Source organism: Pseudomonas sp. MYb60 (assembly GCF_002979555.1).
Lineage (GTDB): Bacteria > Pseudomonadota > Gammaproteobacteria > Pseudomonadales > Pseudomonadaceae > Aquipseudomonas.
This window is the reverse complement of record NZ_PCOZ01000005.1, coordinates 136,204-157,250: the sequence shown is the minus strand read 5'-3', so window position 1 is coordinate 157,250 and position 21,047 is coordinate 136,204. Positions and strand designations below refer to the sequence as shown.

Here is a 21,047-nt window from a genome sequence, read left to right as displayed (position 1 = left end):
GCAAAGACTGCGGGTTAATTATCGATTAAATCGATTTGTTCCGCGCATCCCAGTATTGCTGGGCCAGTGCAAAGGCCTGCTCCCGTGGATGGCCGAGGCCGCGCAAGGCCAGGGCCATGGTGGCGATCAGCGCCAGTTGCGGGTAGCTGTCCTCGACCTCGCCACGCCACAGCGCCTTGAGGTGCTCGGGGTCCAGCGCAGCCGGTTTGACGTGGCGCTGGGCGGAAAGCGCAGGCCACTCTTCATCCCAGCTGTCGCCGCCGGTGGTGCCGTACAGGTGGCTGGCCGAGTCCGGGTTGATCTCGATCTCGCCGCCGTCACCTTTGACCACAATCACGTTGTCTCCCAGCAGCCCGCTGGCATCGCGATGCACGCCCTGGTAACCGGGGTGGAAAATGCTTTGCAGGCCCAGCCGCGCGTTCAGCGGGTTGAGCAGGCGCGCCAGGGAGTGGATGGGCGAGCGCAGGCCCAATGTGTTGCGCAAGTCGATCATGCGTTGCAGTTGCGGCGCCCAGTCTCCCAAGGGGATAAACGCCAGGTTGCCGTGGGCGAATGCAGCGTCGACCTGCTGCCAGTTGCGGCACAGCGGGATCTGCAAACCCTCCAGCAATTGTTCGGTGTACAAGCGCCCGGCCGTGTGTGCACCGCCGCCGTGCATGAGGATGCGCACGCCGTTCTGCGCCAGGCACTTGGCCGCCAGCAGGTACCACGGCAGGTGGCGTTTCTTGCCGGCGTAGGTGGGCCAGTCCACGTCGACGTTCAGCGCGGGGGCATCAAGGCGTTCGCGCAGGGCCTCGGTGAAGCCGGCGAGTTCCTCCGGGCTTTCTTCCTTGTGGCGCAGCAGCATCAGGAAGGCGCCGAGCTGGGTGTCTTCGACTTTTTCGTCGAGCAGCATGCCCATCGCTTCGCGGGCTTCCTCGCGGGTCAGGTTGCGCGCGCCGCGCTTGCCTTTGCCCAGGATGCGCACGAATTGCGCAAACGGGTGCTCGGCAGGGGTTTCCAGGGTCAGCGGGGCAAAGTCGGTCATAAGCAATTCGTCGGCCTGGGCAGGCCCGCCAGCTTGGCGGCGAGTTTGGCGGGAGTGCCGTTGAACAGTTTGTTGAGGTGCAGGCTGTTGCCCTTTTCCGGGCCCAGCTTCAAGGCGGTGTATTTGATCAGCGGGCGCGTGGCCGGGGACAGCTGGAATTCGGCGTAGAAGGCGCGCAGCAGCTCGAGGATTTCCCAGTGAGCAGCAGTCAATTCCAGCGTTTCAGCGGCGGCCAATGCATGGGCAACCTCGACGGACCAATCGTTCAAGTCGACGAGGTAGCCGTCCTTGTCCAGTGCCAGGGCGCGCTCGCCTACGGTCAAGGTGTTCATAGCCAGCTGTTGACCTTGTCGTAGTCGAGTGACAGTTGCACGAAACCGGGATAGTCGACGCTGTCGGCCCAGTCCGGTAAGGGCAGATTGCGCGCCTGCATGTCTTCGGCCAGCACGAACACCTTCACGCCTCGAGCGTGCAGGGCGGGGGCGTGCAGCCCGTAGGCACCGTCGCCGCACAGCAGGATCGCGTCCTCGGCGCCGCAGATGCGCAGGCAGCTGTCGAGGCGGCTATCGGAAAACGGGGAGTGGGACACCACATGTAAAGTCGACATCAGAGGGTAATCACCTGGTCGTAGCGGTCAATCAATTGGGAAATGGCGTCGTTGCTCAACGGCTGTGCCTCGGTGGGCGGCGTCAAGCCGCGCACGGCCATGCTGTGGCGGCAGACAAATACATCGTCGATGCCGAACAGTCCCAATGCCTGCAGGTTGGCGCTGAGGTCCTTTTGTTGCACGGCCTTGGCGTTCTGGTGCGGCGCGAGCTGGAACACGCCGTCATCCATGAACAGCAAGCCGATAGGCAGGTCAAACGCGCCACCGGCCAGCACGATATCCAGCGCTTCCCGCGCACTTGGCCCGGACCACGGTGCCTGGCGGCTGATCACCAACAAGGATTTGGACATGTCACGGCCCTCCAAAGCAGATCAGGCGGTCGGCGGTTTGCGCGGCGTCGTGCAACTGCCCCAGGCCCGAGAGTGCCCACGGCGCATCCAGTGTCACCGCGCTGCGCTGGTAACGCGTGGCTTCCTCGGTGTTGAGCACGCCACGGCGCAGGGCGGCGGCAATGCACACCACCCCGTCGAGCTGGTGCAGGCTGACAAATTCACGCCACTGGCGGGCAATGTCCTGCTCGTCCTGCGGCGTAACGACAGCGTTGGACGCGCTGTACACGCCATCCTGATAAAAGAACAGCCGCACAATCTCGTGCCCGCCGGCCAGCGCCGCCTGGGCGAACATCAGGGCGCGGCGCGAGGAGGGCGCGTGGGCGGCAGAAAACAGGGCAATCGCAAACTTCATGGAACACTCTGCAAGTAAACGTGAGCCAATGATAAAGCCGTCGCCATGAAAAAGCCCGCCGTGATCAAAACGGTCACTGTCGGTGACTGTTTCGGCGATTGCCGGCAGGCGCAGGGCTGCCTAGTCTGTGGGCAGTCGAAACGGAAATGGAGTGCCCATGTCAGGTCCCTTGGCGTCCCTCAAAGTGCTGGATTTTTCCACCCTGCTGCCTGGCCCGTTTGCCTCCCTGCTGCTGGCCGACATGGGCGCCGAAGTGCTGCGTATCGAGTCGCCCACGCGCCTGGACTTGTTGCGGGCGTTGCCGCCGCACGATCAGGGCACTTCAGCGAGCCATGCCTACCTCAATCGCAATAAGCGCAGTTTGGCCCTGGACCTCAAGCAGGCTGAGGCATTGGAGATTGTGCGAGCGCTGGTCAAGAACTACGACATCGTCCTCGAACAGTTTCGACCCGGCGTGATGGAGCGATTGGGCCTGGGGTATGAGGCACTGAAAGCGATCAACCCCAGGCTGATTTATGTATCGATCACCGGCTATGGCCAGACCGGCCCTTACAAAGATCGCGCCGGCCACGACATCAATTATCTCGCCCTGGCCGGCGTGGCCAGCCATACCGGGCGCCAGGACAGCGGGCCATTGCCGCTCGGCGTGCAAGTGGCGGATGTGGGCGGGGGCTCGTTACATGCGGTGGTGGGCTTGCTCGCGGCCGTGATTGCGCGGCAGCAGAGCGGAGAAGGGCAGTACCTTGACGTGAGCATGACGGACTGCTCATTTAGCCTGAATGCCATGGTCGGCGCGGGTTACTTGGCGTGCGGGGTGGAGCCTGCATGGGAAAGCCATGTGCTCAATGGCGGCAGTTTTTATGATTACTACCGGTCCCGGGATGGGCGGTGGATGTCGGTGGGCAGCCTGGAACCGGCGTTTATGCAGCAACTGTGCGAAGCGCTGGGGCGGCCGGAGTTGGCGGCGCTAGGTATGTCCCCTGAACTCAAAATTGCGCTGCGTGTCGAGTTTGAAAGGCGTAGCTTCGAAGAGCTATGTGAGCTATTCGCTGGCGTGGATGCGTGTGTCGAGCCGGTGTTGAACCTGAGCGAAGCGGTGGAGCATCCGCAATTGAAAGCGCGGGGGGTGGTCAGCCAGGTACCGCGCGGCGACGGCTCGACCCAGGCGCAGTTGGCCTGCCCGTTGAAGTTCTCGCAGGGGTTGCCGGCGCCTCGGCATATTGGGGTTGCGGTGGGGGCGCACAGTGATGAGGTGTTGGCGGAGCTGGGGGTCAGTGCTCGGCGGATAGAGCAATTGCGGCAGACAAAGGTAGTTGGGTGACTGGTCTGGCGCTATCGGGGGCCTCACTCCCACACTGATCGACGGCGCGGTCAAAATGTGGGAGGAAGCTTGCCCCCGATGAGGGCTTCACTCCACCCGAGTTTCCCCAGTGAACACCAATGTCTGCCGACACCTGCGACACAAATACCGCCGCCCCTGTGCAACCAATCCATGGCGCTGGGACGAAAACGGAAAATCACTGTCTGCACACGGGCAGCGGTAGATATAGCGGGTCACCTGGCGACGCTTCACTTCATAGGTGTGACAACGGTCCGGCGGCAGTTCGTAGACCCCGCGCATGATCAACTGCCATTCCTCGCCATGGGGCTGGATACGCTCACCGAACAACTGGTGGGCAATCAGGTGCGCGACTTCGTGAGCCACGGTCTGTTTGAGGAAGTGCTGGCTGTTTTCACGGTAGAGTTGAGGGTTGAAGCGCAGCAGGTTCTCGTGCAAATGCGCGACACCGGCTTTCTGGCCCCGCAGCTTGAGGCTCACCTGGGGGCGTTTGAAGCTTCGTTTGAAAAAGGATTCGGCTTGCAGGAAACAATCTTCGACGCGGGTATTGAGTTGCTCGGGCATGCTGTACATCTCTCCAGAGACGCCCAGTATGCCGCAAAGTAGGGTGTTTCCGAATCTGCCAGGCGCCGAATGGTCGTGCATCATGCACAAAGCCACCTTGCGGTGGCCTTGCTCCCGGCTGGAAATGGGTCAGTTGGTGTAGATAGGCCCTACGCCCAGGCCCCAGACAATCACGGTGAACGCCATGATTGCCACCAGCACCACCAGGCCTACCGCCAATACCGAGCTGGAAAACAGAAAACCTTCATCCGGATCGATGTTCATGAAGGTCGGCAGCCCCACATACAGCAGGTACACCGTGTAGCAAATGGCCGCCGTGCCCACCACCATACCCAGCCACATGTGCGGGTAGAGCGCCGCCAGCCCGCCGATAAACAGCGGTGTGGCGGTGTAGGTGGCGAAGGCCACGCAACGCGCCATGCTGGGATTGGCGTCATAGGTGCGCGCCATCCAGTGGATGAACGCACCCATCACGGCCACACCGCCGAGCATGGCGGCGTAGGACATGAGCGTCATCCACAGCGCACTTTCCTGGGTCAACATCACGGGCGCGCGGTCACCGATGACCCAACCGACCTGCGTGGTGCCAATGAAGGCTGATACAGCGGGAATCGCCGCGAGAATCAGCGTGTGAGTGAGGTACATGTGGCTGATGCTTTCTTCTTTATCGCCACGGATTTCCCGCCATTCCTGGTCGGGATGGGTAAACAGCCCCACGACGTGATGGATCATGCCAGTCACTCCTGTCGTTATTACCATCGCCCCCCATCGGAGCGCCCACGGGCCAAATGGCCTCAAAGGTCTGGATAAATACGCGACCTCAGTCGCAGTATAGGAAGTTATGACCTGAATAACTGTAGGGCCTTTAGAGCATATTGCGCTGTAAACACTGGGCTTAATCGCGGCGGGGTCTGTTGTATGAAATGCTGACCGCCCCTCCCACATTGAATGTGGATAGTCGACATCGGTAAAATACCCGGCTTTTCGTCACACACCTCTAGCGGATCCAAGCGCCATGGGCACTCTTACGGTCAACCAGAACAAACTGCAAAAACGCCTGCGTCGCCTCGCTGGGGAAGCGGTCGCCGATTTCAACATGATCGAGGACGGCGACAAGGTCATGGTCTGCCTCTCCGGCGGCAAAGACAGCTACACGTTGCTCGACGTGCTGCTGCACCTGCAAAAGGTCGCGCCGATCCAGTTCGAGATCGTGGCCGTCAACATGGACCAGAAACAACCGGGCTTCCCCGAGCATGTGCTGCCGGCCTACCTCAAGGAGTTGGGTGTCGAGTACCACATCGTCGAAAAAGACACCTACTCGGTGGTCAAGGAGCTGATCCCGGAGGGCAAGACCACGTGCTCGCTGTGCTCGCGCCTGCGTCGCGGCACGCTGTACACCTTCGCCGACGAGATCGGCGCGACCAAGATGGCACTGGGTCACCACCGCGACGACATCGTCGAAACCTTCTTCCTCAACATGTTCTTCAACGGCTCCCTCAAGGCCATGCCGCCCAAGCTGCGCGCCGATGACGGGCGTAACGTGGTGATCCGTCCGCTGGCGTACTGCAACGAGAAGGACATCCAGGCCTACTCCGACTTCAAGCAATTCCCGATCATCCCGTGCAACCTGTGTGGCTCCCAGGAAAACCTGCAACGCCAGGTGGTCAAGGAAATGCTGGTGGACTGGGAACGCAAAACCCCAGGCCGCACCGAAAGCATTTTCCGCAGCCTGCAGAACGTGATTCCGTCGCAGTTGGCTGATCGCAACCTGTTTGACTTCACCAGCCTCAAGATCGATGAGACGGCTGCATCGCGGTTCGTCAATGTAGTGAACCTCTAGGCGGTTCCGACGCTCTGACACACGGCGCTCGCGGGCGCCGTTTTCAATTCATTTCCCGGGAGAGGGCATGCGCGATTACAAGTGGCTGCACGAATATTGTCTGAACCGCTTTGGTTCGGCGGCCGAGCTGGAAGCCCACCTGCCGGTGCCGAAAACCCCGGCGCAATTGCGCAAGATCAGCGATGACCGCTACCTGTCGACCTTGGCCCTGCGTGTCTTCCGCGCGGGCTTGAAGCACAGCGTGGTGGACGCCAAATGGCCGGCGTTCGAGAAGGTATTCTTTGGCTTCGACCCGGAAAAAGTCGTGCTGATGGGCGCCGAGCACCTGGAGCGGCTGATGCAGGACACCAGCATCATCCGCCACCTGGGCAAGCTCAAGAGTGTGCCGCGCAACGCGCAGATGATTCTCGACATCGAGCAAGAGAAGGGCAGCTTTGGCGCGTTCATTGCCGATTGGCCGGTGACCGATATCGTCGGCCTGTGGAAATACCTGAGCAAGCACGGGCACCAGCTTGGCGGGCTGTCTGCGCCGCGCTTCTTGCGCATGGTGGGCAAGGACACGTTCGTGCCGAGCTATGACGTCGTGGCGGCATTGAACGCGCAGAAGATCGTCGACAAGGCCCCCACCAGCCTGCGGGACCTGGCAACGGTGCAGGGCGCCTTCAACCAATGGCACGCCGAAAGCGGGCGGCCGATGTGCCAGTTGTCGATGATGCTGGCTTACACCGTCAATCATTGAGATTGAGGTGATGCCAGCGCAGGCAAGCCACACAGTTGACTGCATTCCAACGTTGACACTCGGTCAAAATAGGGGAGCTGGCTTGCCTGCGATAGCTGACTTCAGGTCGGCAATGATGCTGCTGCCAGCCGCCGATTCAGCTGATGCCGCCACCGCACATACAACAACGCCGTACAAAACACCGCCAAACTCGCCAACATCTCCAGCACCCCGAAGACTTGCCGGTTCGGGTCATACGCCGCCAGTGCGCCCTTGATGAAGTACAGGTTCACCGCAAAGCACATCCACGAATGCCCGCGCGCGCTGCCCAGCAGCATGCCCGGTGCGAGCACCAGCAGCGGCACCAGTTCAATCAGCAGGATCACCCACGGACGTGCCCCGTGCAGGTCGGCCATGAACAGGTAATACCCGCACAACAACCCCACCAGCCCGAGAAACGCCAGCAGGCTGAGCGCGCGGGCCAGCTTGACCCGTGGCTCCAGCCAGGCCCGGGAGGGCAGGACCTTAGGCTTTTTGGCCACGGCCGCTCTCCAGCAGGGTGGCGGTGGTCGCCAGGCGGAGGCCGAGGGCGCGGCACAAGGCGATTTCATGCGTGTCGAGCAGGCGCTTGCCATCCGGCCCGGCGTGGTGGCTGGCGCCGTAAGGCGTACCGCCGCCCTGAGTGTCGAGCAGCGCCTGCTCGCTGTAGGGCAGGCCGGTGATCAGCATGCCGTGGTGCAACAAGGGCAGCAGCATCGACATCAGCGTGGTTTCCTGACCGCCGTGCAGGCTGGCGGTGGAAGTGAACACCCCGGCCGGCTTGCCGACAAGGGCGCCGGTGAGCCACAGGTTGCTGGTGCCGTCGATGAAGTACTTGAGCGGCGCGGCCATGTTGCCGAAGCGTGTCGGGCTGCCCAGAGCCAGGCCGGAGCAGTGCTTCAGGTCATCCAGGCTGGCATACAGTGCGCCCTCGTCCGGGATGCTTGGCGCCACGGCCTCACACTCGGTGGAGATCGCCGGTACGGTGCGAAGGCGCGCTTCCATGCCGCCTTGCTCGATACCGCGGGCGATCTGCCGGGCCATTTCGCTGACCGAGCCGTTACGGCTGTAATACAACACCAGCACATAGGGTGTGGTCACGGCAGGATCTCCAGCACGTTTTCGGGCGGACGGCCGATGATGGCCTTGTCCGCGGTTTCCAGGATCGGGCGCTCCATCAGCTTGGGGTGCGCGGCGATGGCGGCGATCAGTTGCGCGTCGCTCAGGCTGGCGTCAGCCAGGTTGAGGGTTTTGTATTCGTCTTCACCGGTGCGCAGCAGTTGGCGGGCGCTAAGGCCCAGCTTGGCGAGCAAGGCCTTGAGTTGCGCGGCGTCCAGCGGGGTTTCCAGGTAGCGCACCACGGTCGGGTTGAGGCCGCGGGCTTCGAGCAGTTCCAGCGCACCGCGGGATTTCGAGCAGCGCGGGTTGTGATAAAGCGTCAGATCGGTCATGTGCGGGTCGCATCTTGCGTAAGGTGGCGGGTATTCTACCTGCGCTGTGGCCCGTCCTTAAACCGCAAGAGGCGATAGGTCGCAACCCACGTTCATTTTTGCGAAGGATTACCCCATGACAAGTCGACTGATCGGTGCATTGGCGATCATCACAACCCTGCTGCTCAGTGGCTGCGGCAATGACTACGGCGTTGACCAGTACGGCCAGAAAGTGGCAGCCGAGCGCCTGGACAAGCAATGGCTGGTCGTGAATTACTGGGCTGAATGGTGTGGCCCATGCCGCACGGAAATCCCGGAGCTCAATGCCTTGTCTGAACAGCTCAAGGGGCAAGGCGTGGGCGTAATCGGGGTCAACTTCGACAATGTGCAGGGTGAAGAATTGAAAGCCGCCAGCGACAAGCTGGGCATCAAATTCACGGTGCTGGCGCAGAACCCGGAAGAGCTGTTCGAGATTCCCCGTAGCGAAGCGTTGCCGGTCACCTACATCATTGATGACAAGGGCAAGGTGCGTGAGACGTTGATGGGCGAGCAGACAGCAGAAGGGGTGATCGCCAAGCTCAAGGCTTTGCGCGGTTAAGCAACAACGCAGATTAATTGTGGGAGGGGGCAAGCCCCCTCCCACATTTTGACCTCACCCCACCTAAAGCCGATGTTGTCAGCCTTCTTCAAGCCACAGGCGAATCGGCTTGCCTTCGGCCGGCCAGAAGCGGGTCTGCTCGATCGGGGAGATGTCCCAGCGTTGCACGCCTTGTAAGGCCTGGAAGAACCGGTGTTCCTGCTCCATCAGGGCTTCAGCACAGAGTTTGCGAGTGCTGCCGATCTTGCCAAAGCTGAGCGTGTCGCCGTCGAGGGTGTACGGTGCGAACCAGTGGTTGCAACCGCCGTTGCCATAAGCGCGACCATCCTCGCCGAGGGTGACGGTGAGGTGCGCGTAATCCATCAGCGGCCGTTCACCGATCCATTCCACCACGTAGCTGTGGTCCTGCTTGAGCTTGACGGCATCGCCGGCGCAACCCGTGAGGGCCGCACCGACGGCGGCGAGCAGAAGCAGGCCTTTCATTGCGCGGCCTGCTGGCATTTCGGGCAGCGGTGCTTGTCGCCTTCGCTGGCCCAGCCCAATTCCTTGATGCGCGCATTGGCGGCCGGTTGCAGCGGCTCTTTGGTCAGCTTGGTTTCCACCGCGAATTCAAACTCCAGCACGCTGTCGCAGCTGTCGCAATTGACCTTCCAGGTGTGAATCTCCAGTTCGCCGAATTTCGGCCCTTGGGCCATGGCGACCCACTGGCCAGCCGGGCGGATGGAGTAGCGCGCGTCACCTTCGACGGTCAGGCGCATCGACAGGGTTTTACTGCCGCGCAGGGTGACGATCAGTACGTCGCCATGCTTGATCGAACCACCGTTGCCGGTGACCTGGTAACGGCCCGGCACCAGGGCGCGGCATTCGATCAGGGTGTGTTGCGGGCTCAGCAAGCTGAAGCGGAAATCGTGTTCGGCCATGGATCCTCCAAATAGGCGCGGCATCCTATCACGGGTGCCTGCTCATCATGAGCGCGGTATGTGACCACTGATCATCCTTCGACGATGTTTTGCGCCCGGCCTGCCGCCCAGGCTGCGATATTGGCCAGGGTGGTGCCGGCAATCGCTGCCAGCGCCTCGCGGGTCAGGAACGCCTGGTGCGCGGTGATGATCACGTTGGGGAAGGTCAACAGCCGCGCAAGTACGTCGTCCTGCAGGGGCAGGTCGGAGCGGTCCTCGAAAAACAGCTGGGCCTCTTCCTCATACACGTCCAGGCCGAGGTAGCCGAGTTGGCCATCCTTGAGCGCGTGAATCAGTGCCGGGGTGTCCACCAGCCCACCGCGACCGGTATTGATCAGCATCGCGCCCGGCTGCATATGGGCCAGGGATTGAGCATTGATCAAGTGCTTGCTGTCGGCGGTGAGTGGGCAATGCAGGCTGATGATCTGCGCCTCGGCCAGCAATTGCGGCAGGCTCACGTAGCGGGCGCCCAGGGCTTCTACCTGCGGGTTGGGGAAGGGGTCAAAGGCGAGCAGTTGGCAACCGAAGCCGGCCATGATCTTGGCGAACGTCGCGCCAATCTGGCCGGTGCCGACCACGCCGACGGTCTTGCCCACCAGGTCGAACCCGGTGAGGCCATGCAGGCTGAAATCGCCGTCGCGCGTGCGGTTGTAGGCGCGGTGCAGTCGGCGGTTGAGGGCGAGGATCAGCGCAACGGCATGTTCGGCAACGGCGTGGGGCGAGTAGGCCGGCACGCGCACGATGGTCAGGCCCAGGCGCTTGGCGGCGGCCAGGTCCACATGGTTGTAGCCTGCAGAGCGCAAGGCGATCAGCCGCGTGCCACCCTTGGCCAGTTGTTCCAGCACCGGGGCGCTGAGGTCGTCGTTGATGAACGGGCAGACCACCTCATGCCGTTCGGCCAATGCCACGGTGTCGAGGTTGAGCCGCGCGGGCTGGAAGTGCAGCTCAAGTCCCGGTGGCAAAGGCTCGCCGCGGAAGCTGTCGCGGTCGTAGGGCTGGCTGCTGAAAAGAATCACGCGCATACGAATGCTCCCTGCAATGACTGAAATGTATGGGTTTCTCCCCACAGCAACCCTGTTCCTGCGAGGTGATCAAGCACTGACCCGCGCTTCACTGGCCAACCGGGCAATGGCCATGTCCAACTCGTCGAGGGCGTGCAAGGCCTTGGCGTCATCCTGTTTGAGCAGGGTCTCCGCACGCTGGCAGGCGGCGCGCAGTTGCGGCACGCCGCAGTAGCGGGTGGCGCCATGCAGGCGGTGCACCCGCTCGATCAGGGCGTTGCTGTCGTTGGCATCTCGGGCGATGCCAATGGCCAGGCGGTCGGCTTCCAGGGAGGCGAGCAGCATGGCCAGCATGTCGGCGGCGAGGTCGGTCTTGCCGGCGGCCAGGCGCAACCCTTCTTCGTGGTCGAGTACCGGCAGTCGCACGCCCGGGCCCAGGCCCTCGGTGACGCGCTCCGGGCCCTGGTTGCGCAGGGCCAGGCCGGTCCACTTCAGCACCACTTGAGCCAGTTGGCGCTCGCTGATGGGTTTGGTCAGGTAGTCGTCCATGCCGCTTTGCAGCAGCGCGCGTTTTTCGTTGGCCATCGCGTGGGCGGTCAGCGCCACCACGGGCAGCGGCGTGCCATGGCGCTCGCTTTCCCATTGGCGGATCGCCTCGGTGCTTTGGCGGCCGTCCATGCCGGGCATCTGCACGTCCATCAGCACCAGGTCGAAGGTTTCCTGTTTCACCGCATCCACGGCGGCGTAGCCACTTTCCACCGCCCGCACCTGGGCGCCCATGTCTTCCAGCAGGGTCTGCACCAGCAGCAGGTTTGCCGGGTTGTCATCCACGCACAGCACGCGTGGCGCACGGCTGGACAGCGGTTCGCCCGGCTCGCTGCGCGACGGACGCGGGCTGATCAAGTCGGACAAGGCTCGGCGCAGCTTGCGCGTGCATGCCGGCTTGGCCTGCAACTGGCTGTTGGGATTGGGCACCGACTGGTTGAACAGCATCTGCTCGGTGGTGGGGCACAGTACCAGCACCTTGCAGCCCAGGTGTTCCAGGTCCCACAGGTGTTGGTTGAGACGTTCGGGCGGAATGTCGTTGGCGGTCACGCCAAGCACCGCCAGGTCAATGGCCTGCTCGGTCTGGTGGGCGCTGGTGATGCCGTTGGTCAGGCTCTCCAGAGTGTTGAACGGGGTGACTTCCAGGCCGCAATCTTCCAACTGGTGCTGCAGGGCCTGGCGTGCCAGTTCGTGGTTTTCCAGCACCGCCACCCGATGGCCCAGCAGTGGCGCTGAAGGCAAGTCTTCGATGTCGTCGCGGGTCTTGGGCAGGTTCAGGCTGATCCAGAACTCCGAGCCCTGGCCCGGCGTACTCTCCACCCCGATCTCGCCGCCCATCTGTTCGATCAGGCGCTTGGAAATCACCAGCCCCAAGCCCGTGCCGCCGGGTTGGCGCGACAGCGAGTTGTCAGCCTGGCTGAAAGCCTGGAACAGCGCGCGCACGTCCTGGCTGGACAGACCAATGCCGGTGTCCTGCACGCTGATGCGCAATTGCACGCTGTCTTCCTGCTCGTCCTCGATCATCGCGCGGGCGACGATGGTGCCTTCACGGGTGAACTTGATCGCGTTGCTGATCAGGTTGGTGAGGATCTGCTTGAGCCGCAGCGGGTCGCCCACCAGCGCCAGCGGCGTGTCGCGGTACACCAGGCTGACCAGTTCCAGCTGCTTGGCGTGGGCAGCGGGAGCGAGGATGGTCAGGGTGTCTTGCAGCAGGTCGCGCAGGTTGAAAGGAATGCTGTCGAGCACCAACTTGCCGGCCTCGATCTTCGAGAAGTCGAGAATCTCGTTGATGATGCCCAGCAGGTTGTCGGCGGATTTTTCGATGGTGCCCAGGTAGTCGAGTTGGCGCGGCGTGAGCTCGCTTTTTTGCAGCAAATGGGTGAAGCCGAGGATGCCGTTGAGGGGCGTTCGGATTTCATGGCTCATATTGGCCAGGAACTCGGACTTGATTCGGCTGGCTTCAAGGGCCTCTTTGCGGGCCAGGTCCAGCTCGATGTTCTGGATCTCGATGGTTTCCAGGTTCTGGCGCACGTCTTCGGTGGCCTGGTCGATGCTGTGTTGCAGTTCTTCCTGGGCATTGTGCAGGGTCTCGGCCATGCGGTTGATGCCCGAAGCGAGCTGGTCCAGCTCCTGGCTGCCCAGGGGCGGCAAGCGGGTTTCCAGATTGCCGTCCTTAAGCTGCGCGACGGCTTGCTTGATCAGGCCGATCGGCGAATTGATCGTGCGGCTGATGCGCAGCGCCAGCGCCGCGGTGAAGATCAGGCCGATGGCGATCAGCAGCAGGCTGGCGAACAGGCTGCGATAGCCGCGCAGCAACATGCCGTTGTGGGACAGTTCGACTTCGACCCAGCCGAGCAGGCGGTCAGCTTCATCCGGAATCAGCTCGCCGGCGAGGTTGCGATGGCGGCCGAAGACCGGCAGCAGGTAGCGCGTGGCGTCATTGCCGGTGCGTTGCAGCAGGTGGGAGCTGTTGCCGCTGGGTGGCGGGTTGAGCATGCTCGGGCCGGCGTGGGCGAGGGAAGCGCGGTCAGGACCGAGGAAAGACACTGCGCGCACGTCCGGTTGTTCCAGGGACTGGGTGGCGATGCGCTCGAGTAAATCGGTATTTCTTGCACCCAGGGCAGGCGCCACCAGCGGGGCCAGTTGCTCGGCGATCATTTCGCCGCGTTGCAGCAGTTGGCTCTGCAATTCCGAGAGCTGCATCCAGGTGAAGTAGCCCCCTAACAAGCAGGCCATCAGGCTGGTCGGTAATAAGGTCAGCAACAGTACGCGGCCTTTTATCCCCATTCTTCTAAGCACGCCACTCTCCTGCTACCACATTGTCATCAACGATTTGCGTCGGCATCCGGTCCGCGCCACTTGCGCAGTGTAGCCATTTGCGCGGGGTGGAATCTCGCAAATTCATCAGTTGCGCGTGTCTTGGGGGGATTTGGCGCCGGGTGGCGATTGCCTGGGCCGGGGTTATCTTGAATAATCAATCATTGAGAATGACTTGCAGACGCTAATGAATCCCGCAGCCGTAGCCCTCCCCAGTATTCTGGCGATAGAAGATGATCCCGTGCTCGGCGCCTATGTGCATGAGCACCTGGGGCGTTGTGGCTTCCAGGTCACCTGGTGCCAGAATGGCCAGCAGGGGCTGCAGATGGCCCGCGACCATGCGTTCGACGTCGTGCTCATGGACATTCTGCTGCCGGGGATGGACGGGCTGTCGATCCTCACGCACTTGCGCCAGAGCCATTCGATCCCGGTGATTTTGATGTCGGCACTGGGCGCCGAAGCCGATCGTGTCAGTGGCTTCCGCCTGGGCGCCGACGATTACCTGCCCAAGCCGTTCAGCATGGTCGAACTGCGAGTGCGCATCGAAGCCATCCTGCGGCGTGTGGCGCTGGACCGGCGTCCACAGCCGGTGCTGGCACCGGTGCGCGAAGACGCCCGCACGCTGCGCTTCGACGATGAACTGTGCGACGTGTTCCACCAGGAGCAGTGGGCCGGCCTGACACGCAGCGAATACCGCCTGCTGGAAACCCTGCACCGCAATGGCGAGGAGGTCCTCAGCAAGGCCTTCCTGTATCAGCATGTTCTGCAACGCGGCTACGCGCCCCACGACCGCAGCCTCGACATGCACATCAGCCAGATCCGCCGCAAACTCAAGGCCATCGGCTACAGCGAACGCGAAGTGCGCACGGTGTGGGGCAAGGGCTATGTGCTGAGCGGTTACGATGACGGCATTTGATCGACCCTTCAAACCGTTGCCGGGCATACATTCGTTATTCTGGAAGCTTGCCTGCCTGCTGATCGCGTTTTGCCTGTTGATGATCTGGCTCAGTCTGACCTGGGGCCGGTACATGGAGCAGCAGGTCGCGTACCTGTCAGACGAGGCAAAAACCACCCTGAGTGGCTACGCCGTGGGCGCCGAGCAGGCCTGGAACCGCGGCGGCCACGCAGGCGTCGATGCGTGGATCGAGGCATTGGGCAAGCGCGAGCGCACCTGGATCGGTGTGATTGGCACTGACCTGCAGTCGTTGAGCAGCTATCCGCTGCTCGACAGGGAAAACCAGCGCCTGACCTTCCTGCGTGGGCTCGAATGGCCGGTGGGGCGGCATGCGAAGGTGTTGCCCTGGGTGAAGATCCCGTTCCCGGTGAACCCGGAACTCGGTTCGCTGGTGATCGAATTGCCGCAGCGCTTCATGCCGGGACGCTACAAGGTGTTTTGGCGGGTGGTGACCTATGGGGTGATTCCCGGTCTGTTTACCCTGTTGCTGTGTGTCGGCCTGTATCGCCTGTTGATCATGCCCCTCAATCAACTGCGCGCCCAGGCCAATGCCTGGCGTGCCGATCAATTGAATACGCGGCTGTCCCAGGCGGCGACCAGCCGCCAGGACGAGCTGGGTGAATTGGGCCGGGCGTTCGACCATATGTCCGAACGCCTGCAGGGCACGGTGGTGTTGCAGCAGCAACTGCTGCGCGACATGTCCCATGAGTTGCGCACTCCGCTGAGCCGTCTGCGGGTGGCGTGTGACAGTGAGCAGGACCTCGCGCCGTTGCGCGAGCGCCTGGGCCGCGAGATTGACGCCATGCAGCGCCTGGTCGAAGACAGCCTGCAACTGGCCTGGCTGGACGCCGAGCGCGCGCCGCTGCCCAACGAAGATATCCAGATTCAGGCGTTGTGGGACATGCTGCGCGAGAACGCCTGTTTCGAAAGCGATTGGCCCGCATCGCGCCTGCCTTGCCTGCTGGGGGCCGACTGCTGGGTGCGGGGAAATTTGAATGCCTTGGCCCAGGCCCTGGAAAATATCCTGCGCAATGCCATCCGCCACTCCCCAGCGGACGGGGTGGTGCGCCTGGATGGCCGGCGTGACGGCGACTACTGGCACCTGTGGCTGGAAGATCAGGGTGGGGGCATCGACGAGCAGGATCTGGAGCGAATCTTCGCGCCTTTCACCCGGCTCGACGGTTCTCGCCCCGGCGACGGCGGTTTCGGCCTGGGGCTGAGCATCGCCCGCAATGCCGTGCAGCGTCAGGACGGCAGCCTATGGGCGGAAAACACCGGTGTTGGCTTGCGGGTGCATCTGCGCTTGCTGGCGCGTTAGGGTTCAGCCGCGACGCTGTTTGCGTTTTTTCCATTGGTGGGCGACCCACCAGCGCCAGTAGCCCATGGTCAGGCAGTAGGCCAGTGCGCCCAGCACCAATCCCAATACCACCGAGCCCAGCAGGAACGGTTGCCACAGGGTGCTCAACTGGCCGCTGATCCATTCCCAGGTCAGGTCATCGGGCAGGCTTCGGGCGGGCACGTTCATCAACCAGGCCCCGGTCATGTAGGTGCAGATAAACACTACCGGCATGGTGATCGGGTTGGTCAGCCACACCAGGCTGACCGCGATGGGCATGTTGCCGCGCACGGTAATCGCCAGCACGGCCGCCAGCAGCATCTGCATCGGGATCGGGATAAACGCCGCGAACAGACCCACCGCCATGGCTCGCGCGACCGAGTGACGGTTCAGGTGCCACAGGTTCGGATCATGCAGCAGCGTCCCAAGAAACTGTAAAGACTTGTGTTCCCTGATACTGCTCGGGTCAGGCATGTACCGCTTGAATAGGCGCCGGGGCATAAGGGGTCCAGTTCAGTTCGAGGGGCAAGTATGCCCGCATTCTATAAACAGAAAATTCAGACTTTGTGACAAAACATCATCGGCAGTGCCCGGCGGTTGGCCAAGACTGAGTGGATCAGTCAAAAAGGATGATCCATGAGAATAGGGATGTTTGCACTCGCGCTGGGGCTGCTGACCCTGCGTTTTCTACCGGCGTTGCCGCCCACCGGGTGGCTGATCGTGCTCTTGGTGCTGGCCTTGATGCTGTTGCCGTTTCGCACGTACCCCCTGGCGTTTTTCCTGATCGGCCTGAGTTGGGCGTGCATCAGCGCGCAATGGGCGCTGGACGATCGACTGGCGCCGGGACTGGACGGCGAGACACGTTGGGTGGAGGGGCGCGTCACCGGGTTGCCGCAGCGAACGGGGGAGGGGGTGCGTTTTGAGTTGTCCGATGGCCGGTCACGCACTGCTCGCTTGCCCCAACGAATGCGTTTGTATTGGCAGGCTGGGCCCGAGGTGCGCAGCGGTGAGCGCTGGCGCTTGGCAGTCAAGCTCAAGCGACCCGCCGGGCTCCTGAATTTTCATGGCTTCGATCAGGAAGCCTGGCTGTTGGCCCAGCGTATGGGGGCCACCGGTTCGGTCAAGGACGGTGAGCGGTTGGCGCCCGCTCGCAACGCCTGGCGCGATGCTGTTCGCCAGCGCCTGATGGCAGTCGATGCACAGGGGCGTGAGGCCGGGCTGGTGGCGTTGGTGCTGGGCGACGGTTCGGGTCTGACGTCCGAGGATTGGCGGGTGCTGCAAGACACGGGCACGGTGCATTTGCTGGTGATTTCCGGCCAGCACATCGGCCTGCTGGCGGGGCTGGTCTACGCCCTGATCGCCGGCCTTGCACGCTACGGTTGCTGGCCGCGAACCTGGCCGTGGCTGCCTTGGGCATGCGGGCTGGCGTTCGCAGCGGCGCTGGGCTACGGCCTGCTGGCGGGGTTTGGCGTGCCGGTCCAGCGCGCCTGCGTAATGGTGGGGCTGGTGCTGCTGTGGCGCCTTCGCTTCCGTCATCTCGGGCTATGGTGGCCGCTGCTGCTGGCGCTGAACGGGGTGTTGATCCTTGAGCCGCTGGCCAGTCTGCAGCCGGGGTTCTGGTTGTCGTTTGCGGCAGTGGCGGTGCTGATCCTGGCTTTTGGCGCTCGCCTGGGACCGTGGCCTGCATGGCAGGCCTGGACACGGCCGCAGTGGTTGATCGCTATTGGCCTGTTTCCGGTGCTGTTGGTGCTGGGGTTACCGATCAGCCTCAGTGCGCCGCTGGCAAATCTGGTTGCGGTGCCATGGATCAGTCTGGTGGTGTTGCCGCTGGCGTTGCTGGGAACCGTGACGCTGGCGCTGCCGTTTGTGGGGGAGGGTTTGTTATGGCTCGCAGGCGGAGCGCTGGATGGGCTGTTCCGAGGCCTGGGCTGGCTCGCCACGCTGGTCCCGGCCTGGATTCCCACCGAGGTGCCGCTGGTGTTCTGGTGGGTGAGCCTGCTGGGTGCGGTGCTGCTGTTGCTGCCCAAAGGCGTGCCGTTTCGTCTGCTGGGCTGGCCGATGCTGTTGCTGGCGGTGTTTCCACCACGAGAACCGGTGCCCCATGGGCAGGTGGACGTGGTGCAACTGGACGTCGGGCAGGGGCAGTCGCTGATCCTGCGTACTCGCCACCACGTGCTGCTTTACGACGCAGGGCCGCGCTCCGGTACCTTCGACCTCGGTGCGAGGGTGGTGCTGCCGTCGTTGCGCAAGCTTGGAGTCGAGCAATTGGACTTGATGCTGCTCAGCCATGGCGACGCCGATCATGCCGGTGGTGCGGCGGCGGTTGCCAGGCGAATGCCCACCAAGCGTGTAGTGGGTGGGGAGACCCGGGGGTTGCCGGCATTTCTCGCCACAGAGCCGTGTATCAGCGGCGAGAAATGGACGTGGGACGGTGTCTCGTTCGAACTCTGGCAGTGGCCGGATGCCATCGACGGCAATCCGAAGTCCTGTGTCTTGCAGGTCGAGGCCAATGGCGAGCGCCTGCTGCTGACCGGTGACATTGATCGCCACGCCGAACAGGCGTTGCTCGCCTCACCGCTGGCGGTACCGACCGATTGGTTGCAGGCGCCGCACCATGGCAGTCGCAGTTCTTCGTCCTGGCCTTTTTTGGCGCGGCTTGGGCCCACGTCTGTGTTGATTTCCCGGGGGCGTGGCAATGCCTATGGTCACCCGCACCCGCACGTGCTGGCGCGTTATCGGGCGGTGGGCAGTCGCGTGTATGACAGCGCCGAGCAGGGGGCTGTACGCCTGCAACTCGGGGCATTTTCGACTCCGGTTGCCGCGCGCGATCAACGCCGGTTCTGGCGCGCAGGGCTTGAGTGAGCGAGGCGGGTCGACGAACCCCGCCGCCCAACCAATATGGTAAAGTGGCGCACTTTTTCGAGGGGGCATTCACTGTGTGGGAATTGGTCAAATCCGGCGGCTGGATGATGTTGCCGATCATCATGAGCTCTATCGCCGCACTCGGCATCGTAGCCGAACGCCTGTGGACCCTGCGCGCCAGTCGCGTCACCCCCGAGCATCTGCTGGGTCAGGTCTGGGGCTGGATCAAGAACAAGCAACTGGACAAGGAAAAACTCAAGGAGCTGCGCGCCAACTCGCCGCTGGGTGAGATCCTGGCGGCGGGCCTCGCCAACTCCAAGCATGGTCGCGAGATCATGAAGGAGTGCATCGAAGAGGCGGCTGCCCGCGTGATTCATGAGCTGGAGCGCTATATCAATGCGCTCGGCACCATCGCCGCGATGGCACCGTTGCTCGGTTTGCTCGGCACTGTGCTCGGCATGATCGATATTTTCAGCTCGTTCATGGGCTCTGGCATGACCACCAACGCGGCCGTGCTGGCCGGCGGTATTTCCAAGGCGTTGATCACCACGGCAGCGGGCTTGATGGTGGGTATTCCGTCGGTATTCTTCCACCGCTTCCTGCAGCGGCGCATTGATGAACTGGTGGTCGGCATGGAGCAGGAAGCCATCAAACTGGTGGAAGTGGTGCAGGGCGACCGTGACGTGGACCTGGTCGGGGGCAAAGCGTGAAATTTCGCCGCAAGCAACGGGAAAATGTCGATATCAACCTCGCGTCGCTGATCGACGTAGTGTTTATCCTGCTGCTGTTTTTTGTCGTCACCACCACATTTACCCGGCAGACCGAACTGCGTGTCGACCTGCCGGAAGCGGTGAGTGGTTCGCCGGCGGAGGACCAGGAGGTCAAGCAACTGGACATTGCCATCAGCGCCGAGGGAGTGTTTTCGGTGAATAACCAAGTGCTGGAGAAAAACGATCTCAACACCCTGATGGACGCCCTGCAGAAGGAGTCCGGCGGCGATACCCAGTTGCCGCTGTCCATCAGTGCCGATGGCAAGACCCAGCATCAAGCCGTAATCACCGCGATGGATGCTGCTGGCAAGCTCGGCTTCAGCCATTTGCGCATGAGTACCGTCGAGGCGGCGGGCCAACCCTGATGGCGATGTCCGATCGTTTGCTCAAGGCCTGGTACGAAGGTCACCCGGCGCTGGCGTTGTTACGGCCGCTGGAGTCGTTGTATCGCCGGGTGGTACAGGGCAAGCGTGCGCGTTTCCTGGCCGGCGAAGGCGACATCTATCAGTCACCCGTGCCGGTGGTGGTGGTGGGTAACATCACCGTCGGTGGCACGGGCAAGACGCCGTTGATCCTGTGGTTGATCGAGCATTGCCGCCGTGCGGGGTTGCGCGTGGGGGTGGTCAGCCGCGGCTATGGTGCCAAGCCTCCTCACTTGCCGTGGCGGGTCGAGGCCAGCCACAGCCCGCAAGTGGCGGGGGATGAACCTCTGCTGATCGTGCAGCGCAGCGGCGTGCCGCTGGTGATCGATCCGGACCGCAGCCGTGCAGTCAAGGCGCTGCTGGCCAGTGAGCCGCTCGACCTGATCCTCTCCGACGATGGCCTGCAACACTACCGTCTGGCCCGCGACCTGGAACTGGTGCTGATCGACGCCGCCCGCGGGCTGGGCAATCGCCGTTGCCTGCCTGCCGGGCCGTTGCGTGAGCCGGTGGAGCGCCTGCAAAGCGTCGATGCGCTGCTTTACAACGGTGCAGTGAGTGACCGCGATGACGGTTTCGCTTTTCGCCTGCAACCCACGGCGCTGGTCAATCTTCACACCGGCGAACGCCAGCGGGTCGATCACTTCGCGGCGGGCCAGCAGGTCCATGCGGTCGCCGGCATCGGCAACCCGCAGCGTTTCTTCAATACCCTTGAAACGCTACACTGGCGACCGATACCCCATGCTTTCGCCGACCACGCGCCCTACAGTGCCGAGGTCCTGAATTTTACCCCGTCATTGCCGCTGGTCATGACCGAGAAGGACGCGGTGAAGTGCCGCGCCTTCGCCCAGCCCGACTGGTGGTACCTTACGGTGGATGCGCTGCCGTCGCCGGCGTTCGTCGCCTGGTTCGACACGCAGCTGATGCGCCTGTTGCCCGCCCGTCTCTTGCCTTAAACCGCTTAATTCCAGGAAACA

25 protein-coding genes are annotated in these 21,047 nt (G+C 62.8%); 10 read left to right on the top strand and 15 right to left on the bottom strand.

Annotated features, from left to right (window positions below):
* Window positions 1–25: 25 nt before the first annotated feature.
* The 5 genes from CQ041_RS10560 to tusD are packed head-to-tail and all read right to left on the bottom strand — an operon-like array spanning window position 26 to window position 2,378.
* On the bottom strand, window positions 26–1,027 hold the full coding sequence (locus CQ041_RS10560; protein WP_105522784.1) for a glycosyl transferase family protein: 1,002 nt from the start codon (window positions 1,025–1,027) through the stop codon (window positions 26–28).
* The gene (locus CQ041_RS10555) at window positions 1,024–1,359 is read right to left on the bottom strand and encodes a TusE/DsrC/DsvC family sulfur relay protein (protein ID WP_105522785.1); all 336 of its coding nucleotides are present in this window, start codon (window positions 1,357–1,359) and stop codon (window positions 1,024–1,026) included. The genes CQ041_RS10560 and CQ041_RS10555 overlap by 4 nt, the downstream gene beginning before the upstream one ends.
* The gene (tusB, locus tag CQ041_RS10550) at window positions 1,356–1,634 is read right to left on the bottom strand and encodes a sulfurtransferase complex subunit TusB (protein WP_105522786.1); all 279 of its coding nucleotides are present in this window, start codon (window positions 1,632–1,634) and stop codon (window positions 1,356–1,358) included. The genes CQ041_RS10555 and tusB overlap by 4 nt, the downstream gene beginning before the upstream one ends.
* Window positions 1,634–1,984: a sulfurtransferase complex subunit TusC gene (tusC, locus tag CQ041_RS10545; RefSeq protein ID WP_105522787.1), complete on the bottom strand. Its 351-nt coding sequence runs from the start codon at window positions 1,982–1,984 to the stop codon at window positions 1,634–1,636. Before tusC ends, tusB begins: the two co-directional genes overlap by 1 nt.
* A gap of 1 nt (window position 1,985) precedes the next feature.
* A complete protein-coding gene (gene tusD / locus CQ041_RS10540) occupies window positions 1,986–2,378 on the bottom strand; it encodes a sulfurtransferase complex subunit TusD (RefSeq protein ID WP_105522788.1) in 393 nt (130 codons plus the stop codon).
* A gap of 157 nt (window positions 2,379–2,535) precedes the next feature.
* Here tusD and CQ041_RS10535 point away from each other — a divergent pair, with 157 nt between their 5' ends.
* Entirely contained in the window at window positions 2,536–3,699 is a 1,164-nt protein-coding gene (locus CQ041_RS10535; RefSeq protein WP_105522789.1) for a CaiB/BaiF CoA-transferase family protein, read from the top strand.
* Window positions 3,700–3,786: 87 nt separating this feature from the next.
* Here CQ041_RS10535 and CQ041_RS10530 read toward each other — a convergent pair whose 3' ends face one another.
* Together CQ041_RS10530 and CQ041_RS10525 are read right to left on the bottom strand one after the other, a co-directional pair.
* Window positions 3,787–4,281, bottom strand: coding sequence for a SprT family zinc-dependent metalloprotease (locus CQ041_RS10530; protein ID WP_105522930.1), 495 nt, complete (start codon window positions 4,279–4,281; stop codon window positions 3,787–3,789).
* 129 nt (window positions 4,282–4,410) lie between these two features.
* Window positions 4,411–5,013 (bottom strand): Yip1 family protein, encoded by a 603-nt coding sequence (locus CQ041_RS10525; RefSeq protein WP_105522790.1) that lies wholly within the window; start codon window positions 5,011–5,013, stop codon window positions 4,411–4,413.
* A 283-nt stretch (window positions 5,014–5,296) separates the two neighbouring features.
* On the opposite strand from CQ041_RS10525, the gene ttcA reads away from it, so the two are divergent.
* Together ttcA and CQ041_RS10515 are read left to right on the top strand one after the other, a co-directional pair.
* Window positions 5,297–6,121, top strand: coding sequence for a tRNA 2-thiocytidine(32) synthetase TtcA (gene ttcA, locus CQ041_RS10520; protein WP_105522791.1), 825 nt, complete (start codon window positions 5,297–5,299; stop codon window positions 6,119–6,121).
* 67 nt (window positions 6,122–6,188) lie between these two features.
* Window positions 6,189–6,860 (top strand): DNA-3-methyladenine glycosylase I, encoded by a 672-nt coding sequence (locus CQ041_RS10515; RefSeq protein WP_105522792.1) that lies wholly within the window; start codon window positions 6,189–6,191, stop codon window positions 6,858–6,860.
* A gap of 101 nt (window positions 6,861–6,961) precedes the next feature.
* On the opposite strand, the gene CQ041_RS10510 is transcribed toward CQ041_RS10515, so the two are convergent.
* Genes CQ041_RS10510 through arsC form a run of 3 tightly spaced genes read right to left on the bottom strand, consistent with a single transcriptional unit; the run spans window position 6,962 to window position 8,329 of the window.
* On the bottom strand, window positions 6,962–7,381 hold the full coding sequence (locus CQ041_RS10510; protein WP_105522793.1) for a DUF2069 domain-containing protein: 420 nt from the start codon (window positions 7,379–7,381) through the stop codon (window positions 6,962–6,964).
* A complete protein-coding gene (gene wrbA, locus CQ041_RS10505) occupies window positions 7,365–7,979 on the bottom strand; it encodes an NAD(P)H:quinone oxidoreductase (RefSeq protein ID WP_105522794.1) in 615 nt (204 codons plus the stop codon). Before wrbA ends, CQ041_RS10510 begins: the two co-directional genes overlap by 17 nt.
* Window positions 7,976–8,329, bottom strand: a complete 354-nt coding sequence (arsC, locus tag CQ041_RS10500; protein WP_105522795.1) for an arsenate reductase (glutaredoxin) — start codon at window positions 8,327–8,329, stop codon at window positions 7,976–7,978. The genes wrbA and arsC overlap by 4 nt, the downstream gene beginning before the upstream one ends.
* A gap of 115 nt (window positions 8,330–8,444) precedes the next feature.
* Here arsC and CQ041_RS10495 point away from each other — a divergent pair, with 115 nt between their 5' ends.
* On the top strand, window positions 8,445–8,906 hold the full coding sequence (locus CQ041_RS10495) for a TlpA disulfide reductase family protein (protein WP_105522796.1): 462 nt from the start codon (window positions 8,445–8,447) through the stop codon (window positions 8,904–8,906).
* Window positions 8,907–8,984: 78 nt separating this feature from the next.
* On the opposite strand, the gene CQ041_RS10490 is transcribed toward CQ041_RS10495, so the two are convergent.
* The 4 genes from CQ041_RS10490 to CQ041_RS10475 all read right to left on the bottom strand — a co-directional run bounded on the left by CQ041_RS10490 (window position 8,985) and on the right by CQ041_RS10475 (window position 13,710).
* On the bottom strand, window positions 8,985–9,389 hold the full coding sequence (locus CQ041_RS10490; protein ID WP_105522797.1) for an META domain-containing protein: 405 nt from the start codon (window positions 9,387–9,389) through the stop codon (window positions 8,985–8,987).
* Window positions 9,386–9,826: a hypothetical protein gene (locus CQ041_RS10485; protein ID WP_105522798.1), complete on the bottom strand. Its 441-nt coding sequence runs from the start codon at window positions 9,824–9,826 to the stop codon at window positions 9,386–9,388. The genes CQ041_RS10490 and CQ041_RS10485 overlap by 4 nt, the downstream gene beginning before the upstream one ends.
* Window positions 9,827–9,897: 71 nt before the next feature.
* Entirely contained in the window at window positions 9,898–10,887 is a 990-nt protein-coding gene (locus CQ041_RS10480) for a 2-hydroxyacid dehydrogenase (RefSeq protein ID WP_105522799.1), read from the bottom strand.
* A gap of 69 nt (window positions 10,888–10,956) precedes the next feature.
* Window positions 10,957–13,710 (bottom strand): response regulator, encoded by a 2,754-nt coding sequence (locus tag CQ041_RS10475; RefSeq protein ID WP_105522800.1) that lies wholly within the window; start codon window positions 13,708–13,710, stop codon window positions 10,957–10,959.
* 205 nt (window positions 13,711–13,915) lie between these two features.
* Between CQ041_RS10475 and CQ041_RS10470 the strand changes: the two genes are divergently transcribed.
* Together CQ041_RS10470 and CQ041_RS10465 are read left to right on the top strand one after the other, a co-directional pair.
* Window positions 13,916–14,644: a response regulator transcription factor gene (locus CQ041_RS10470; RefSeq protein ID WP_105522801.1), complete on the top strand. Its 729-nt coding sequence runs from the start codon at window positions 13,916–13,918 to the stop codon at window positions 14,642–14,644.
* Window positions 14,631–16,001 carry a sensor histidine kinase gene (locus CQ041_RS10465; RefSeq protein WP_105522802.1) on the top strand — a complete coding sequence of 457 codons (1,371 nt, stop codon included), beginning with the start codon at window positions 14,631–14,633 and terminating at the stop codon, window positions 15,999–16,001. The genes CQ041_RS10470 and CQ041_RS10465 overlap by 14 nt, the downstream gene beginning before the upstream one ends.
* Before the next feature lie 3 nt (window positions 16,002–16,004).
* On the opposite strand, the gene CQ041_RS10460 is transcribed toward CQ041_RS10465, so the two are convergent.
* Entirely contained in the window at window positions 16,005–16,520 is a 516-nt protein-coding gene (locus CQ041_RS10460; protein WP_105522803.1) for a DUF2062 domain-containing protein, read from the bottom strand.
* Between the two features lie 147 nt (window positions 16,521–16,667).
* Between CQ041_RS10460 and CQ041_RS10455 the strand changes: the two genes are divergently transcribed.
* The 4 genes from CQ041_RS10455 (at window position 16,668) to lpxK (ending at window position 21,026) form a co-directional block, all read left to right on the top strand.
* A complete protein-coding gene (locus CQ041_RS10455) occupies window positions 16,668–18,881 on the top strand; it encodes a DNA internalization-related competence protein ComEC/Rec2 (protein WP_105522804.1) in 2,214 nt (737 codons plus the stop codon).
* 74 nt (window positions 18,882–18,955) lie between these two features.
* A complete protein-coding gene (locus CQ041_RS10450; protein ID WP_058425437.1) occupies window positions 18,956–19,591 on the top strand; it encodes a MotA/TolQ/ExbB proton channel family protein in 636 nt (211 codons plus the stop codon).
* Window positions 19,588–20,016 carry a biopolymer transporter ExbD gene (locus CQ041_RS10445; protein ID WP_105522805.1) on the top strand — a complete coding sequence of 143 codons (429 nt, stop codon included), beginning with the start codon at window positions 19,588–19,590 and terminating at the stop codon, window positions 20,014–20,016. The genes CQ041_RS10450 and CQ041_RS10445 overlap by 4 nt, the downstream gene beginning before the upstream one ends.
* The gene (lpxK, locus tag CQ041_RS10440; RefSeq protein WP_105522806.1) at window positions 20,016–21,026 is read left to right on the top strand and encodes a tetraacyldisaccharide 4'-kinase; all 1,011 of its coding nucleotides are present in this window, start codon (window positions 20,016–20,018) and stop codon (window positions 21,024–21,026) included. Before CQ041_RS10445 ends, lpxK begins: the two co-directional genes overlap by 1 nt.
* Window positions 21,027–21,047 lie beyond the last annotated feature (21 nt).